The sequence below is a fragment of the Jeotgalibacillus campisalis genome (assembly GCF_000829515.1).
Taxonomy (GTDB): Bacteria; Bacillota; Bacilli; order Bacillales; family Jeotgalibacillaceae; genus Jeotgalibacillus; species Jeotgalibacillus campisalis.
The window spans coordinates 428959-447404 of record NZ_JXRR01000014.1; the positions used below are offsets into that span (position 1 = coordinate 428959).

Genomic DNA, 18446 nt, shown 5'->3' on the forward strand with positions numbered 1-18446 from the left:
ATCATGACCTTTAAAGGAAAGCGAATTGGATTTGGTCTCACAGGCTCACATTGTACGTATCATGAGGTATTTCCTCAAATAGAGAAGCTGGTTGCCCTTGGCGCTGAGGTTCAGCCGGTAGTCAGCTTTACTATGCAGCAGACAAATACCCGTTTTGGTGAAGGAGAAGAATGGATCAGAAGAATAGAAGAAGTTACAAAGTGTAAAAGTATTAGAACGATAGTAGATGCAGAACCCATGGGACCAAAAATTCCAGTGGATTGCATGGTGATTGCCCCAATAACAGGGAATTCAATCAGCAAGTTTGCCAATGCGCTGACTGATTCCCCGGTACTGATGGCTGCTAAAGCAACACTGCGTAATGGTAAGCCTGTTGTAATTGGAATCTCCACAAATGATGGCTTGGGATTAAACGGGGTTAACATCATGAAATTAATGGCAACTAAAAATATTTACTTCGTTCCCTATGGGCAGGATGATCCAATTAATAAACCTAATTCATTAGTCGCTTATATGGAAGACATACCTGAAACCATTTTGGCTGCCCTACAAGGCAAACAGTTGCAGCCCGTATTAAAAATGAATTCTCCTGAGTAAAAGAGATTGAGTATACTAGACAGAAAGTGATACAATGTATTCTACGAAAATTACACATTTACGCTTTATCTGTCTAATGCGTCAATGGATGTAAGCAGGAGGGATTTATCGTGAAAGCGAAGGGATATCACGTAGCAATCGTTGGAGCAACAGGAGCAGTTGGCACACAAATGCTGGCCATTTTAGAGCAGCGCCAATTTCCCATAAAAAAATTAACATTACTATCCTCTGCACGATCAGCCGGTCAGTCACTTATTTTCAAGGGTGAGGAAATTATTATACAGGAAGCTTCTTCCGACAAATTTAAGGGAGTAGATATTGCATTGTTCTCTGCAGGGGGAAGTGTTTCAAAAAAGTTTGCACCCGATGCAGTTAAGCATGGCGCAATCGTTATTGATAACACCAGTGCTTTTCGCATGGAAGAGGGAGTGCCGCTGGTCGTCCCTGAAGTAAATGAATCTGACCTGGCTCTTCATAAGGGGATTATTGCTAACCCGAATTGTTCAACTATTCAGATGGTTGTTGCTTTAGAACCAATCCGACAGGCTCTCGGTTTAAAAAAGGTGGTTGTCTCCACCTATCAGGCTGTTTCAGGAGCAGGAATCAATGCTATTACTGAAATGAAGGAACAATCAAAAGCTATGCTAAATGGTGAAGAAGCAGATGCAAAAATTCTGCCCGTTAAAGGTGCGAATCGTCATTATCCGATCGCCTTCAATGCAATCCCGCAAATTGATGACTTCAGTGATAACGGCTTCACATTTGAGGAAATGAAAATGATGAATGAAACGAAGAAAATCATGCATATGCCAAACCTGAAAATTTCTGCTACATGTGTGCGGCTGCCTGTTGAAACAGGACATTCAGAATCTGTTTACATCGAAGTGAATGAAAGCGGCAAATCTGCAGCAGAAATACAGGAGTTGTTAAAAGAGGCACCAGGCATAGTTCTCCAGGATTCTCCTGACGAACAGCTTTATCCAATGCCCAGCAGTGCAGCTGGAAAACTTGAAGTATTTGTTGGACGTATACGGAAAGACCTTGATGAAGACAACGGCTTTCACATGTGGATCGTATCAGATAATTTACTTAAAGGCGCAGCGTGGAATTCCGTACAAATTGCTGAAAGTTTAGTCAAACTAACTCTCGTTTAACTTAAATCTCCTCACGCTGCAAGAAAGCGAGGAGTTCTGCTTTGAATATTGTTGTTCAGAAGTTTGGAGGAAGTTCCTTAACATCTAAAGCTCTAAGAACTGAAGCCGTCAGCCATGTTGAAAAGGCCGTTGCACGTGGACTTAAGTCGATAGTCGTCGTTTCAGCACAAGGCCGTATGGGAGATCCCTACTCAACAGATACGCTTTTATCGCTGATCTCAGAGAATAAAAATATCGTGATTCCACCAGAACAGCAGTCATTGCTTTTGTCATGCGGAGAGGTCATATCAGCTGCTGTGTTTTCGCATGATTTGGCATCAAGAGGGATCCCGTCACAGATTATGACGGGAAGGGAAGCTCAAATTATTACCAACGATAATTTCAGACATGCTACAATAAATAGCGTGAGCGGCGACCCTTTTTATAAAGCGTTTGAGGAAGTAGATGTGGTTGTTGTAACGGGATTTCAGGGTATAACAAAAAGCGGCAGAATTTCTACACTGGGCAGGGGCGGAAGCGACACGACTGCTTCTGCCTTGGCATGCAGTGTTAAAGCAGAAGCAGTGTATATTTACACGGATGTTGAAGGAGTGATGAGCGGTGATCCTACAGTTGTGGATGAACCGTCAACTCTTCAGTATATTTCTTATGATGAAGCCAGCCATATCGCCTATCAGGGTGCTAAAGTAATTCATCCGAATGCGGTTGAGTGGGCAAAACGCTATAAAGTTCCAATGTGGGTAGGTCCGCTGGTTGGGGAAAACGGCACATGGGTTGGAAAACAAACCGTTCACCATATAAGCCGGGATATACAGTCTGTCTCTGCCATTAAAAACTTAGCGCAGATCAGGGTTTCCTCTCTCGAATATGACCAGATCTTTCAGCTGGTTGCTCAGCAGGAGATCAGTGTGGATTTAATTTCAATACACCCGCATGAAGTCCGTTTTACAATTGAATCCCAAAACGTTCAATATGTTAAAACGCTTTTGGAAAATGAGGGATTTTATCCTGAAGTCATTGACCATGTTGCGAAAATCGCTTTAATCGGTGAAGGAATGAAAGGGAAACCTGGAATAACCTCCACTATTGTCTCGACACTCGTAAAAGAGAAGATCAGAATTCTTCAAACTGCAGATAGTCACATGACATTTTGGGTGCTTATAGACGAAAAGTATGCAGATCATGCCCAAAAAAAATTACATGAGCAGTTTATATTTAATACCAGCTCAAAGAAAGCACCAATTAAAAGCCTACAGGAGTGAAAAAAATGGATTTCGGACGTGTTTCAACCGCAATGGTTACCCCCTTCGGACAAGATGGGACCATTGATTTTGAACGAACAGCTGCATTAATTAATTATCTTATTGAAAATGGCTCTGATTCCTTAGTGGTTGGAGGAACAACAGGAGAGTCGCCTACTCTGTCAAATGATGAAAAAATCAGTTTATTTGAATACACAGTTGCAATTGCAGATGGGAGAGTCCCTGTAATTGCAGGTACAGGAAGCAATAACACTCAAGGGACTATTGACTTGTCAATAAAAGCTGTTCAGGCCGGAGTAGATGCTCTCATGTTAGTTGCACCTTATTATAGTAAACCGAGCCAGGAAGGACTTTATCAGCATTTTGCAGCGGTAGCAGATGCTGTGGACGTTCCGATTATGATTTACAATATCCCGGGTCGCTCTGCTGTCAATATTTTACCTGAGACAATCATAAAGTTGTCCTTGATTGATAACATCACAGCGGTAAAAGAAGCAAGCGGTAACTTAGATCAAATGACTGATATCTTATCAAATACGAGTAATGAATTTCTAGTTTACAGCGGAGACGACGGCTTGACCCTTCCACTTCTTGCAATTGGCGGGCATGGTGTTGTCTCAGTAGCTTCCCATATTGCTGGTAATGAAATGCAGGCAATGATTAAAGCTTTTACTGAAGGCCGTTCGCAAGAAGCAGCTACTATTCATCAACAGCTGCTTCCGCTAATCCGTGCGCTGTTTGCTCAGCCTAATCCAGCGCCAGTAAAAGTGGCACTCGATGATAAAGGCATAGCTTGCGGAGGCTTAAGACTTCCTTTGATCCCGCTTTCATTAGATGAAAAAGAAATGGTAAGAGCAGCAGTTGAAACATTTAATCATCAAGTTAAATTATTGAAGTAGCCAAATCATCTGAGGGTGGAGAATTCTCCCTCAGGTGTTTTTCTTTTATACATATCACGGATTAAAAAGACAGCGGAACGTAAACACTGACAATTAACGTGTACAGTTTGATAAAGATGAAGTATAATGAACACAACTGTTGAAAGAACGGGAAAAACAGATATAGGAGGAAAAGGGATTGTCTAAAGTAATAAATGAGAAGATAAGAATTATTCCACTTGGTGGAGTAGGCGAAATCGGTAAAAATATGTATGTAATTGAAGTGGACGATGACCTATTCATTATCGATTCGGGACTTATGTTCCCTGAAGAAGAGATGTACGGCATCGACATCGTAATTCCGGATTTTAATTATCTGGAGTCAAATAAGGAAAGAGTAAAAGCAATATTTTTAACGCACGGTCACGATGATGCAATCGGGTCTCTGCCCTATCTGCTTGAAAAAGTAAAAGCCCCAGTTTACGGATCAAAACTTACTGTGGCACTTGCAAAAGCCGGCTTAAAAGAATACGGCTTTAAAGAAAGAGTAAAATTCTTTGTTGTTCATGAAAAAAGCAATATGAAGTTTGATACAGTAAACGTTACATTTTTTCAAACAACACACAGCATTCCAGATTCTCTTGGTATAGCTATACATACATCTGAAGGAGCAATCGTTCATACAGGAGAATTTAAATTTGATCAGTCTGCAAAGGGCGGGTACGCTTCGAACATCGGAAAGATGGCCAAGCTTGGAGAAAAGGGAGTTTTTGCTCTTTTATCTGACAGCACAGAAGCAGAGAGACCAGGTCATACAATTTCCGAAGCAGTCGTTGAAAATCATGTTTCTTCAAGCTTTAATAAAGCAAAAGGAAGAATTATTGTTACATGCTATGCTTCAAACTTGATTCGTATTCAGCAGGTTTTTGATGTAGCAAAAAAAGCGGGAAGAAAAGTTGCGGTAATTGGTGAAGCGGTTGAAAAGGTAGTGAACGTCGCATCACGCCTGGAGTTTCTAACTTATGATGAAGAAACTCGCATAGAGCCGAATCAAATTAACGAGTACAATGATGATGAAATCGTCATTATACTTTCCGGAACCCACGATGAACCATTTAAAGTGATGCAAAGTATGGCAAATCAAACGCACGAAGTAGTAAATATCCAAGAAGGTGATACGGTGTTAATTACGTTTACTCCATCTCCGGGCATGGAAGTATTCCTTTATCGCTCAGTAAATGAGCTGGCAAGAGCAGGAGCTAATGTACTAACAGCAAGTAAAAATGTACACGTATCCGGACATGGCAGCCAGGAAGATTTAAAAATGATGATTAACCTAATGAAGCCCAGATACTTTGTGCCGATTCAAGGTGAGTACAGACATCTTATTACTCATGCAAGAATTGCTGAAGAAACGAGTGTTCCAAGGTCAAATATTTTTATTGCAGATAAAGGTGACATCGTAGAATACACCGGTGGAAAAATGAAGATGTCCGGCCGTGTTCAAACTGGAAACGTGCTGATCGATGGAAAAGGAGTAGGCGATGTAGGTAATATTGTACTGCGTGATCGCAGGCTTCTTTCACAAGATGGCGTTTTACTTGTAGTTGTAACATTAAACCGTAAAACTAAATCTATAGCAGCCGGTCCTGAAGTAATTTCACGCGGATTTGTATATGTGCGTGAATCTGAAAAACTAATGGATGAATCAACTACTCTTGTGCGAAATATTGTCGTTAAAAATGTTGAGAATCGCACTTTCGACTGGTCGAGCATTAAACAGGAAATTCGGGATTCTTTGAATCATCTTCTATATACGAAAACAAAAAGAAGACCAATGATCTTGCCAATTATTATGGAAGTTTAATACTCTGAAGAGAATGCAACAAATCTTCAAATCTAAAGTAAAGCAGGCAGGCATCATTGTCTGCTTTCTTTTTCAATTTTAAGACAGCAGGTGATTAGATGGCAGCAACAAAGCCGAAACCGTCCGCTAAACAAAAACGGACAGCAACAAAGGATCGAAAAACCAAAAAGAAAACAACACCTCTTGCCTATGAACTAATCGGAATTGGACTCATTGCGCTCTCATTAATTACTATTTTTCAACTTGGAACTGTCGGCAGATTGTTAACAGTTGCTGCGACGTATCTGCTGGGCAACTTTCAGCTGCTGCTGCCTGTTTCGATCATTGCTATATCCTTTTATTTAATGATTTACCGCACAGTCCCTGATTTTACTCACAGAGTAACCACAGGCATTTTATTGGTACTTGCGAGTATTTTTCTTTTTGCTCATGTATTATTTTTTGATCAGCTGGCTGAAGAAGGTTTACTGCAATCTTTCAGTGCCTTTAAAGAAACACATGAAGAACTAACCAAGAGTGAAACCACCAATGTCGGTGCAGGAATGACAGGAGCGATGCTTTATGCTGTCTTCCATTACCTGTTTGCATCAACGGGTGCAAAAATTGCTTCGATAGCGTTATTAATTGCCGGCATGATTATGATGTCGAACCGGTCTCTCGGTGCTGTAATTAAAGTGGCAGCGGGGTTTCTAATAAACTGGTTTAAAGATATGTGGCAGTCTCTTCAAACGGATTTGGCTGAAAAAAGATCACAAAAAAAGGAACAGAAAAGAGCGGAACAAATAGCAAGAAGAAGCGGGAAAGCATCAAACAAGCAAGAACAGGATAGAGTTGAACCTGCTGATCAAGAACAGATTCTTCCGCGAGATGAAGATTCCTTTGAACCATTAATTTCGAGTTTTTCTGAAAAAGTGGCTCCTTCTGAACAGCCTGAACCATCTAAAGAAAAGTCTGACAATAAATCTGACCAAGCAGAGGAAGAAATAGATATTGCAAAATTAGCGGAAGCTGCGACAGGCGTCGCTGAAATCGAAAACAAAGATTATATTCTTCCAAAGATGGATTTGCTTGCGGTGCCGCCTCATGCAGACCAAAGCAATGAATATAAAGCCATTCAGCGAAACGCTTCCAAGCTTGAAAAAACGTTTCAAAGCTTTGGCGTAAGAGCAAAGGTTACACAGGTTCACCTTGGACCGGCTGTTACGAAATATGAAGTACACCCTGATGTGGGAGTTAAAGTAAGTAAAATTGTTAATTTAGGTGACGATCTTGCTTTAGCACTAGCAGCGAAGGATATTCGGATTGAAGCGCCTATTCCAGGCAAGTCTGCAATTGGGATTGAAGTACCCAACTCTGAAGTAGCCATGGTTTCTTTGAGAGAGGTATTAGAGGCACAGGGAAAAGAAAAGGACTCAGCAAAACTGCTGATTGGACTTGGCAGGGATATAACCGGGGAAGCTGTTGTAGCTGAACTGAATAAAATGCCGCATCTTCTTGTAGCTGGTGCAACAGGAAGCGGTAAAAGTGTATGCATAAATGGAATTATAATTTCCATTTTAATGCGAACCAAACCACACGAAGTTAAGCTGATGATGATTGACCCCAAAATGGTTGAGCTTAATGTGTACAATGGCGTTCCGCATTTGCTTGCGCCAGTTGTAACAGATCCTAAAAAAGCTTCTCAGGCCCTAAAAAAAGTGGTAAGCGAGATGGAAAGAAGATATGACCTGTTTTCTCATACAGGAACAAGAAACATAGAGGGTTATAATGAATACGTACGTAAATTTAATGACAATAACGAAGAAAAGCAGCCACAGCTGCCTTATATTGTCGTTATTGTTGATGAGCTTGCAGATTTAATGATGGTTGCTTCTAACGATGTTGAAGATGCCATTACAAGACTGGCGCAAATGGCCCGAGCAGCTGGAATCCATTTGATCATTGCAACCCAGCGGCCTTCTGTTGATGTTATTACAGGTGTTATTAAAGCCAATATTCCATCCAGAATTGCATTTGCTGTTTCTTCTCAAATTGATTCACGTACAATACTGGATTCTGGCGGTGCAGAAAAACTCCTCGGCCGTGGTGATATGTTATTCATGCCGATTGGCTCCAATAAGCCTGTTCGTGTACAAGGAGCTTTTTTGAGTGATAAAGAAGTAGAGGACGTTGTGAATTTTGTGATAGAGCAGCAAAAAGCCCAGTATCAGGACGAAATGATACCGGATGATGTACCTGATACGCCAGTCAATCAAGTTGAGGATGAATTATTTGAGGAGGCGGTTGCACTCATAGTCGAGATGCAAACTGCTTCGGTATCGATGCTTCAAAGAAGGTTTCGAGTAGGCTATACAAGAGCAGCGAGGTTAATTGATGCCATGGAAGAAAGAGGGATAGTAGGCCCTTATGAAGGCAGCAAGCCCCGAACTGTTCTTGTTTCAAAGCATGCTGATGAAAGCGGCCCGGTTTAAAAGAATAAGGAATGTTTAACATGTGGTTCCTTATATACTTATTACTTATAAAAAGGAGAAACAAGCTGAGTGAATCAGTTTGTTTCTCTTTTTTTATTTTTTATATATGAATGATTTTACTATTTTCATACAATTATAGGGATGGGTGGATCTAGTATTGCTCATAAAACTACGAAATTTAACTAAGGACAGACATTTGATGTCTGACCTATTTACAGGTTATCAACAAATAGGTTATACTATTGATAACGATTACAAGATTGAATTATGAAAATCATGTAAATTTAAAACACTGCTTAAATTGAATATAATGGAATATGAAAGGGCTTAAATGCTTAATTTCAACTCTTTATTGACGTAATGTTAATATTTCTGTAATTAAATCGAAATATTTAAGGACAAAAATCTACGAACCTATTCCTTTTCATTTCGAAAAGTGTTATAGTATTTTCGATTAGTAGGAATGAAATACATCAGATGTCTGATGTCTGAAAAGAATTTGGTGGTGGTTCCATTTATGACAATTAAAACAGATAATAGGCACCTTTATCTCCAGGTGATTGATCGTCTGAAAAAAGACATCGATAAGGGAGTGTATAAAGAAAAAGAACGTCTTCCTTCTGAATTTGAACTTTCTCGTCAGCTGGGAATAAGCCGTGCTACTTTAAGAGAAGCACTTCGTATTCTTGAAGAAGAGAATAGAATCATACGCCGCCATGGAGTTGGCACATTCGTTAATGCTAAACCGCTTTTTACTTCTGGAATTGAGCAATTATATAGCGTAACGGATATGATCAAAATGGCAGGGATGGAACCAGGTACAATTTTCTTAAGCTCAACTAATCAAAGTCCGACAGATGAAGATCGATCCCGTTTTTCAAAAACGGCTGAAGAAGAGATGATTGTTATTGAACGTGTAAGAACTGCGAATGGAGATCCGGTGGTGTATTGTGTGGATAAAGTGCCAGCAGCTTTGATGCCTGCATCTTTTACCCATAAAGATGGTTCGATGTTTTCTCTATTAGAGGAAAACGGAAATCATTTTATATCACACGCTGTCACTCATATAGAGCCGGTTGGTTTTCATGAAAAAATTTCTCCGGTACTTGAATGTGAGCCTGAAACAGCACTTCTCGTTTTAAAACAGCTTCACTTTGACGATAAGGATGAACCCATACTGTTTTCTTTAAATTATTTTAGAGCAGACAGGTTCAACTTTCATGTCGTTCGCAAGCGTGTATAATGCTAACAGCATTCCTACTAATACACGAAAATTCATTTAGGGGGTAAGGGTAAGTGAAAAAGCGTAAATTTGGTTTGGCACTATCAATGGTTCTTGCAGCGGGTACAATTCTTGGGGCATGCGGGTCAGACGATAGTGAAGATACTTCTACTGATTCAAATGCAGGTGGTACAGAGGAAGAAAGCGATTTCACTGTATCGATGGTTACAGATACAGGCGGAATTGATGATAAATCGTTTAACCAGTCTGCGTGGGAAGGTATGCAGGCTTTTGGGGAAGAGAACGGTCTTGAAGAGGGAGTAGACGGTTTTAAATATTTCCAATCCAATAATGACGCTGATTACGTAACGAATATTAATACTGCAGCCCGAAATGATTTCGATCTAGTTTTTGGAATTGGTTTCCTTTTAACTGAAGCCATTGAACAAGTTGCAGCGCAGCAGACAGACACAAACTTTGCCATAGTAGATTCAGTAGCTGAAGGCGACAACGTTGCTTCCATTACTTTCAAAGAGCATGAAGGATCTTTTCTGGTTGGAGTTGCAGCCGGGCTTACAACAGAATCTGATAAAATCGGATTTGTTGGAGGAGTAGAATCTGATCTGATTAATAAATTTGCTGCAGGATTTAAAGCTGGTGTTGAAGCGGTAAATCCGGACGCAGAAATAGATATTCAATTTGCAGGTGATTTTAACAATGCTTCACGCGGTCAGCAAATGGCTGCGGCTATGTACGGTTCCGGAGCTGATGTAATTTATCATGCTGCAGGTGGAACTGGAAATGGTGTATTCACAGAAGCGAAAAACCTAAAGCAGCAAGATCCTGACCGTCAAGTTTGGGTAATCGGGGTTGACCGTGACCAAGCAGCTGAAGGAGCACTAGAAGCTGATGGCGAAGAATTAAATGTAACGCTGACTTCGATGGTTAAGCGAGTAGATATTGCCGTTCAGGATGTTTCGAAACAGGCTATGGACGGAGAGTTTCCTGGTGGAGAAGTCATTGAATACGGTATTGAAGAAGATGGGATTTCCATCGCAGAAACACAAGATAATCTTTCACAGGAAATTCTGGACGAAATCGAAAGTTATCAGCAGCAAATTCTTGATGGTGAAATTGAAGTGCCATCGACTCTAGAGTAAGGTGAAAATAATATAGGAATGGAAGGCCGGTTTTTTCTTGGCCTGAAATTCCTTTTTTTTTTCGAGCGAAATCGAGTGATCGTAAAAAATCCTAACTGAAAACCGGAAACAAATTCTTGTTTTCATTTAGTATTTTTATAGCGTCATCTGCGCGGAGGTCGGACCTCGATCAACTGACAACTGAGCACGAAGATAATAAAAGGAGTGGGTACGGATGGATTATGTAATTGAAATGCTGAACATCCGCAAAGAATTCCCGGGAATTGTTGCGAACGATAATATCACGCTTCAATTAAAAAAAGGGGAAATACATGCGTTGCTTGGGGAAAATGGAGCGGGTAAATCTACTTTAATGAATGTGCTTTTTGGTCTGTATCAACCTGAAAAAGGTGAAATCAGAGTGAAAGGTCAGAAAGTAAATATAACAAGTCCGAATATAGCAAATGAATTAGGGATTGGCATGGTGCATCAGCATTTTATGCTGGTAGACACTTTTACTGTCACTGAAAATATCGTTTTAGGATCTGAACCCAAAAAAGGTCTTTCCATTGATATGAAAAAAGCTGAAAAAGAGGTTCAGGAAATCTCTGACCGCTATGGATTGAGTGTAGACCCGAAAGCAAAAATTGCTGATATTTCGGTCGGGATGCAGCAAAGAGCGGAAATTTTAAAAACGCTTTACAGGGGTGCTGAGATTCTTATTTTTGATGAACCTACAGCTGTATTAACCCCGCAGGAAATAAAAGAGTTGATACAAATTTTTAAAACGTTAATTGCAGAAGGTAAGTCAATCATTTTAATTACCCATAAGCTAAAAGAAATTATTGCTGTTTGTGACAGGGTGACGGTCATACGCAAGGGTGTTGGAATTGATACATTAGATGTCGAGGGTGCTACCCCTACGCAACTTGCAAGTTTGATGGTAGGAAGAGAAGTCCTCTTTACAACCGAAAAAACGACCGCGGTTCCAAAAGACGTAGTGCTTGAAATTTCGGGGTTAAATGTAAAGGATTCAAGGGGAGTTGCAGCAGTCAGAAACCTTGACTTAACAGTGCGGTCGGGTGAAATTCTTGGGATTGCCGGTGTAGACGGCAATGGACAATCTGAATTAATCGAAGCCATCACTGGCTTAAGGAAAATTTCTTCAGGGTCCATTAAGCTCAATGGCAAGAAACTTTCAGCCCTGAAAACAAGAAAAATCACTGAAGCAGGAGTAGGTCATATTCCTCAAGATAGACATAAGCATGGTTTGGTTCTTGATTTTCCGATAGGAGACAATATGGTTCTGCAGACCTACTATCAACGACCGTATTCTAAAATGAGTATGCTGAATAATAAAGAAATAAATAAACAGGCAAAAAAGTTAATTAAAGAATTTGATGTGAGAACTCCGTCTGAATATACACAGGCAAGAGCCTTATCTGGGGGGAATCAGCAAAAAGCAATTATCGGCAGAGAGATTGATAGAGACCCTGACTTACTGATCGCTGCCCAGCCCACCAGGGGACTTGATGTAGGAGCAATTGAATTTATTCATCAACGCTTAATTGATCAAAGAGACAAAGGCAAAGCAGTTTTGCTTTTATCTTTTGAACTCGAAGAAATTATGAATGTCAGCGATAAAATTGCCGTGATTTATGAGGGGAATATTATTGCGACCGTCGATCCTAAAAAGACGTCTGAACAGGAGTTGGGCTTATTAATGGCGGGCTCTAAGAAAAAGGAAGCAGGTGAAAAGAAGGATGTTTAATCGTGCCCAAACGATACTAATTCCAGTGATTTCAGTGGCACTAGGTCTGTTAATAGGCGCTGTTGTCATGATTGTGTCAGGATACAACCCGATTGACGGTTATGGTGCGCTTTTAAAAGGATCATTAGGCGAAACCTTTTATATCGGTGAAACAATCCGGCAAATTACTCCATATATTTTTGCTGGACTAGCTGTAGCCTTTGCTTTCAGAACCGGCCTATTTAATATAGGTGTAGAAGGTCAGCTTCTTGTAGGATGGATTGCTTCGGTATGGGTTGGTTTAGCTTTTGATCTCCCAAAAATCATTCATCTTCCAATGGCGATTGCTGCAGGAGCTATCGCAGGAGCTCTCTGGGCATTTATTCCGGGCATTTTAAAAGCTCGTCTTCGGGTCCATGAAGTTATCGTCACAATCATGATGAACTACATCGCGCTTCATTTAGTTAATTACCTTGTGCGCTATGTTATTTCAGACGAACAGAACACCACTGACCGTGTACCGGAATCTGCTTCACTAAAATCACCTTTTTTTGAAGCGCTTACTGAATTTTCCACGATGCATTATGGAATATTTATCGCACTTGCTGGAGCTATTATTTATTTTATTATTTTGGAAAAAACATCGACCGGCTTCGAATTGCGTTCTGTTGGATTCAATCAAAATGCCTCTGAATACGCTGGCATGAATGTAAATCGAAACATTGTTCTCTCGATGGTTATATCCGGTGCTTTTGCAGGTCTTGGAGGAGCAATGGAAGGTCTTGGAACATTTGGTTATGGATTTATTCATGGTGCTTTTTCAGGTGTAGGCTTTGATGGAATCGCCGTCGCCCTGCTGGGTGGAAATGTTGCGATTGGTGTCGTTTTAGCAGCTGCTCTTTTTGGGATTTTAAAACAGGGAGCTCTAATCATGCCGCTTGAATCTGGTGTACCGACCGAACTTGTGGAAATTGTTATAGCAATTATTATTTTCTTCGTTGCTTCAAGCTATATTATTGCTTACTTGCTGCAGCGCTTTAAGAAAGGGGCTCAATAATGGATATCCTGTCTGCAATTGAAATCTTGGTAAAATCCATGCTGTTTGCATCAGCCCCCCTTATATTTACTGCGCTTGGCGGTGTGTTTTCAGAGCGTTCAGGAGTAGTAAATATTGGATTAGAGGGATTAATGGTTATCGGTGCTTTCGCCGCAGTGGTGTTTAATATTACCTTTGCTTCAGCGCTTGGAGCATCGACCCCGTGGGTTGCTTTGCTTGTTGCAATGGGGATTGGGGGATTGTTTTCACTTATTCATGCAGTAGCCTCTATTTCATTTCGTGCTGACCATGTTGTAAGCGGAGTTGCAATAAACTTTCTAGCACTGGGACTTGGGGTTTATTTAGTTAAAGCATGGTACGGTGCAGGACAGACCGATAAGATTCCGGAGCCTCTGTACTATCAAAAAATCCCGCTTCTTTATGATATTCCTGTTATTGGACCGATCCTGTTTAATAACTATGTAACATCTTATTTAGCGATTATTGTGGCATTTATTGCGTGGTTTGTTTTATTCAAAACTCCGTTTGGGCTGCGTTTGCGTTCTGTCGGTGAGCATCCTTTAGCTGCTGATACGATGGGGATAAACGTATATAAGATGCGTTATATCGCTGTAGTCATTTCAGGTGTACTAGGAGGACTTGGCGGTGGAGTCTACGCACAGACGATCACGCAGGATTTCAGCGGATCGACAATTACCGGTCAGGGTTTTATCGCACTGGCGGCAGTTATATTTGGAAAATGGCATCCGATCGGGGCAATGGGAGCGGCATTATTCTTTGGTCTTGCTCAAAGTCTGGCCATTATTGGTTCGAGTTTTCCGTTGCTTGCAGATGTGCCAAACTGGATTCTTCTATCCGCACCGTACGTTCTGACAATTCTTGCTCTCGCTGGCTTTATTGGCCGTGCTGATGCACCAAAAGCAATTGGAACTTCTTATATTAAAGGGAAAAGATAAGCTTGTAGATGCATGATTTCACTGATGAGTCAAAGATCATAAACAGATAAAGTCCTTTTATAGAAAAGACTTGCAGAAACGAGGCTGGGACACTTTTGTCCAAGCCTCGTTTTTATATTTTAAAGTCTAAAATATTGTCACATTCTTCTATATTTAGTCCGTTTATCACGTTAATTAAGATTAACTTTTCATAACATAAAGAACTTTTTTAATACTCCGGCTTGTAGCTTGCATTCATTAGTATGTATAGTGTTACCATAGAATATAAATACTAAGATATGGCGGCAGAGAGGGATATCTGCTAGAAGGAGCGAAATTATGAGAATTGAACCTAAAACGGTAAAAAAGCAAGGCATTTCGATTCACACAATAAAAACAAAGCAATTTAAAACAAATCAATTAGTCATTAAGTTTCGAGCACCCTTACAAAAAGGTGATGTTACAGCGAGAGCTCTATTACCTTATATACTTCAAAGCGGAACAAAGAAATGGCCAACGACGGCATCTTTTCGGACCTATCTCGATAACCTTTATGGCGCGAATGCTCAAGTAGATGTAAGTAAAAAGGGAGAATCCCATATCATTAGTTTTTCGGTCGATATTGCAAATGAGCGCTTTCTTAAAGATTCTTCCCCATTAACAAAAGAAGCTTTCAATGTTTTGGCAGAGATGCTGTTTAATCCATTAGTTGAAGGTGACGCGTTTAATTCGAAAATTGTTGAACAGGAGAAAAGATCATTAAAACAGCGATTAGAAGCTGCAAGAGATGATAAAATGAGATATGCTTCACAGCGCTTGATTGAAGAAATGTGTGAAGGAGAGCCTTTTGCATTACACCCGCATGGTTCAGTTGAAGAGGTGGACTCGATTACACCTGAAAAGCTTTATCATGCTTATAAAAAGATGATAAATGAGGATGCTGTTGACTTCTATGTAGTTGGAGATATAAATGAAGAAGAAATTGCTGAGCTTTGTGAAAAATATTTATCTTTTGAGCCGAGAGCCGCATTGGCTGATGAAAAAGCAGGGTACAGTCAGAAAGAAGAACCTAAAAAAGTAGTTGAGAAGCAATCAATAAAACAAGGTAAATTAAACATGGGGTTTCGTACTGGAACTGTATACGGAGAAAATGACTATATTCCATTAGTGATGATGAACGGAATTTTAGGCGGTTTCCCACACTCTAAGCTTTTTATAAATGTTCGTGAAAAAGAAAGTCTGGCCTATTACGCTGCAAGCAGAATGGAAAGTCATAAAGGGCTAATTTTAATTATGTCCGGAGTGGATCCTGGTAAGATTGACCGGGCCTCAGACATTATTCTTGAGCAGCTGAAGGCAATACAAAATGGTGATATTTCTTCAAAAGAGCTGGACCAGACGCGTGCAGTTATGAAAAACCAGATGCTTGAAACACTGGATTCAGCCAGAGGAATTGTTGAAGTTCTTTACCAGGGAGATGTTTCCGGGAATGAGTTTACAATTGAAGAATGGTTCGGAAAAGTCGACAAAGTAACGAAAGAAGATATTGTAACCGTTTCTCAAAAAGTACAAATGGATACCACATATATTTTAACGGGAAAGGAGGAAGCTTAAATGAAAAAAAAGAATTTTGATCAGCTGCAGGAGGAATTGTTTTTCGAGGAATTGGAAAACGGCCTTTCTGTTTATATTCTTCCTAAGCCCGAGTTCAGTAAAACATATGCTACATTTACAACTAAATACGGTTCAATCGATGACCAATTTGTTCCTCTTGGAGAAAAAGAGTTTATCAACGTTCCTGATGGAATCGCTCATTTCCTTGAACATAAAATGTTTGAAAAAAAAGATGGGGACGTTTTTCAGAAATTCAGTGAGAACGGCGCTTCTGCTAATGCCTTCACTTCCTTTACCCGCACAGCATACTTGTTTTCAAGTACATCAAAAGTTTCCGAAAACTTGGAAACATTAATCGATTTCGTTCAATCTCCTTATTTTACGGAAGAAACTGTAGAAAAGGAAAAAGGAATTATCGGCCAGGAAATTACCATGTATGAAGACAATGCGGACTGGCGCCTCTATTTTGGAACCATTCAAAATATGTATCATACTCATCCAGTACGGGTGGATATTGCAGGAACAATCGATTCTATAACTGACATTACAAAAGATCATTTGTATCAATGCTATGATACGTTTTATCATCCATCAAACATGGTCCTGTTTATCGTTGGCTCTGTTGACCCGGAAAAAATCATCGATCAGGTGAAGGCTTCACAAAATAGAAGAGACTTTAAAAATCAGGCTCCTATTCAGAGGCATTTTGACGAGGAACCGGCAAGCGTTGCAAAAAAACATCACCAGTTGAATATGGATGTTCAGGTACCTAAGTGTATGCTTGGACTGAAAGCTTCAAACGTGACTTTGCAGGGAAAAGATCTTCTGCGCAGGGAACTGGCAGTAAATACTGCGTTAGATGTCTTGTTTGGCAGAACGTCTAAACATTATACAAAATTGTATGAAGAAGGGCTTATTGATGACAGTTTTACATTTGATTTTTCTCAGGAGCTCGGCTATGGCTTTGCACTTTTAGGAGGAAACACCAGAGATCCAGATAAGCTTTCACAAACCGTGCAATCGATCCTAATTGAAGAAGCACAGCATTCTTCAATAACAGATGAACAAATTAATTCTGTGAAAAAGAAGAACATAGGCGGATTTCTACGGTCTCTAAATTCTCCAGAATTTATTGCAAATCAATTTACGCGGTATACGTTTAATGAAATGGATTTATTTGATGCAGTTCCTACTCTTGAAACCCTGACCAAAGAAGATATAGCAGCTGCCCTGTCTGATCTCGCCCAGCCAGAACATATTACCAGTTTTTATATTTTACCAAAGGAAAAAGAGGCGGTTGAGTAAAAAAGCACTGGTTCTTGGGGCAAGCGGAGGAATAGGATCGGCCATTACAGAAAGATTGATTAAAGAAGGCTGGTCCGTCTATGCTCACTATAATAAAAACAAAGAATCAATTTTTTCATTGAAGGAAAAATTGGGTGAGGAATTTTCATCGGACATCATTCCCATATACGCTGACCTTCACTCTCAAGAAAGCACAGACTCCCTTATAAATGCGATAGAGGAAGTGAATGCGATTGTTCATGCAGGAGGAGCTACTTATGAGGGACTGCTTGAAGAAACTCCTGATGATGTTATGAATGAACTTTGGTCCAGCCATGTTTTTCAGCCAGCACGCATTATCAGATCTTTTCTTCCTTCCATGCGCTCAGTGAGAAACGGGGCAATTGTTTTTGTTTCCTCAATCTGGGGTCAAACCGGCGCTTCCAATGAAGTAATGTATTCAGCTGTTAAAGGAGCACAGCTCTCATTTGTCAAAGCGCTGGGTAAAGAGCTTGCTCCATCAAAAATTAGAGTTAATGCTGTAGCACCAGGCTCCGTGGAAACTTCTATGACACATCACTATGATGATATAGACAGAAATGCGATCGTCGATAATATTCCTGCCGGGAGAATGGGCAATCCTGAAGAAATTGCCGGAGCTGTTTTATTTTTGCTTGGCGAGGATTCCTCCTATATCACTTCTCAGGTGCTGTCTATTAATGGCGGCTGGTACGCTTAATCATTATGTATAAGCACTGCTTTTTTTAACATACTAAGAAAGGTATGGAGATACATCCTACTAGGTCTCCGTATATTTTGAAGATGATAAAAAAAGGAGGTAACATTATGTCTGTTCTTGAAAATTGGCAGCAGTGGAAATCTTTTTTGGGCGACAAGGTTGTTCATGCTCAAGAGGGCGGTATGGAAAAGAATAAGATGTCAGAGGTTGCATTTCAGATTGGTGACTACCTAGCGAAAAACGTTGACCCGAAAAATGAACAGGAGCGTGTCCTTGCTGATTTGTGGTCTGTAGCAAATACAGAGGAGCAACACGTTATTGCTAATTTAATGGTTCGATTAACCAGCCACGACGAAACACACTAAGGCGATAGCTGAAATGAAAGAGGCAGGGATATTTTTTATCCCTGCCTCTTCTTTTATTATTAAGTGGTATAAGACCGGCTATTTCTCCAGTTAAAGATTATAATGAATTTTT

15 protein-coding genes are annotated in these 18446 nt (G+C 40.2%); all 15 read left to right on the forward strand.

The features are described 5' to 3' along the window. Positions 1-3: 3 nt before the first annotated feature. The 15 genes from KR50_RS09225 (at position 4) to KR50_RS09295 (ending at position 18334) form a co-directional block, all read left to right on the forward strand. Positions 4-597 (forward strand): dipicolinate synthase subunit B, encoded by a 594-nt coding sequence (locus KR50_RS09225; RefSeq protein ID WP_041057559.1) that lies wholly within the window; start codon positions 4-6, stop codon positions 595-597. Positions 598-707: 110 nt separating this feature from the next. Further along, entirely contained in the window at positions 708-1751 is a 1044-nt protein-coding gene (gene asd, locus KR50_RS09230) for an aspartate-semialdehyde dehydrogenase (protein ID WP_408606148.1), read from the forward strand. Between the two features lie 41 nt (positions 1752-1792). After that, positions 1793-3013, forward strand: coding sequence for an aspartate kinase (locus KR50_RS09235; protein WP_041057563.1), 1221 nt, complete (start codon positions 1793-1795; stop codon positions 3011-3013). A gap of 5 nt (positions 3014-3018) precedes the next feature. Beyond that, complete coding sequence (gene dapA, locus KR50_RS09240; RefSeq protein WP_041057564.1) at positions 3019-3912, forward strand: 4-hydroxy-tetrahydrodipicolinate synthase; 894 nt, start codon at positions 3019-3021, stop codon at positions 3910-3912. A gap of 178 nt (positions 3913-4090) precedes the next feature. After that, the gene (locus KR50_RS09245) at positions 4091-5758 is read left to right on the forward strand and encodes a ribonuclease J (protein WP_041057565.1); all 1668 of its coding nucleotides are present in this window, start codon (positions 4091-4093) and stop codon (positions 5756-5758) included. Positions 5759-5856: 98 nt separating this feature from the next. After that, positions 5857-8229, forward strand: coding sequence for an FtsK/SpoIIIE family DNA translocase (locus tag KR50_RS09250; RefSeq protein ID WP_041057567.1), 2373 nt, complete (start codon positions 5857-5859; stop codon positions 8227-8229). A 517-nt stretch (positions 8230-8746) separates the two neighbouring features. Continuing rightward, positions 8747-9472, forward strand: a complete 726-nt coding sequence (locus KR50_RS09255; RefSeq protein ID WP_041057568.1) for a GntR family transcriptional regulator — start codon at positions 8747-8749, stop codon at positions 9470-9472. Between the two features lie 53 nt (positions 9473-9525). Then, positions 9526-10611 carry a BMP family lipoprotein gene (locus KR50_RS09260; protein ID WP_041057569.1) on the forward strand — a complete coding sequence of 362 codons (1086 nt, stop codon included), beginning with the start codon at positions 9526-9528 and terminating at the stop codon, positions 10609-10611. A gap of 214 nt (positions 10612-10825) precedes the next feature. Next, positions 10826-12361 (forward strand): ABC transporter ATP-binding protein, encoded by a 1536-nt coding sequence (locus KR50_RS09265; protein ID WP_041057570.1) that lies wholly within the window; start codon positions 10826-10828, stop codon positions 12359-12361. Then, the gene (locus tag KR50_RS09270; protein WP_041057572.1) at positions 12354-13397 is read left to right on the forward strand and encodes an ABC transporter permease; all 1044 of its coding nucleotides are present in this window, start codon (positions 12354-12356) and stop codon (positions 13395-13397) included. The genes KR50_RS09265 and KR50_RS09270 overlap by 8 nt, the downstream gene beginning before the upstream one ends. Next, positions 13397-14353, forward strand: coding sequence for an ABC transporter permease (locus tag KR50_RS09275; protein WP_041057574.1), 957 nt, complete (start codon positions 13397-13399; stop codon positions 14351-14353). Before KR50_RS09270 ends, KR50_RS09275 begins: the two co-directional genes overlap by 1 nt. A 318-nt stretch (positions 14354-14671) precedes the next feature. Then, positions 14672-15946, forward strand: coding sequence for an EF-P 5-aminopentanol modification-associated protein YfmF (gene yfmF / locus KR50_RS09280; RefSeq protein WP_041057576.1), 1275 nt, complete (start codon positions 14672-14674; stop codon positions 15944-15946). After that, on the forward strand, positions 15947-17251 hold the full coding sequence (gene yfmH, locus KR50_RS09285) for an EF-P 5-aminopentanol modification-associated protein YfmH (RefSeq protein WP_041057579.1): 1305 nt from the start codon (positions 15947-15949) through the stop codon (positions 17249-17251). Next, complete coding sequence (gene ymfI, locus KR50_RS09290; protein WP_041057581.1) at positions 17244-17969, forward strand: elongation factor P 5-aminopentanone reductase; 726 nt, start codon at positions 17244-17246, stop codon at positions 17967-17969. Before yfmH ends, ymfI begins: the two co-directional genes overlap by 8 nt. 107 nt (positions 17970-18076) lie before the next feature. After that, positions 18077-18334 (forward strand): DUF3243 domain-containing protein, encoded by a 258-nt coding sequence (locus KR50_RS09295; RefSeq protein ID WP_041057585.1) that lies wholly within the window; start codon positions 18077-18079, stop codon positions 18332-18334. The last annotated feature ends 112 nt before the right edge of the window (positions 18335-18446 follow it).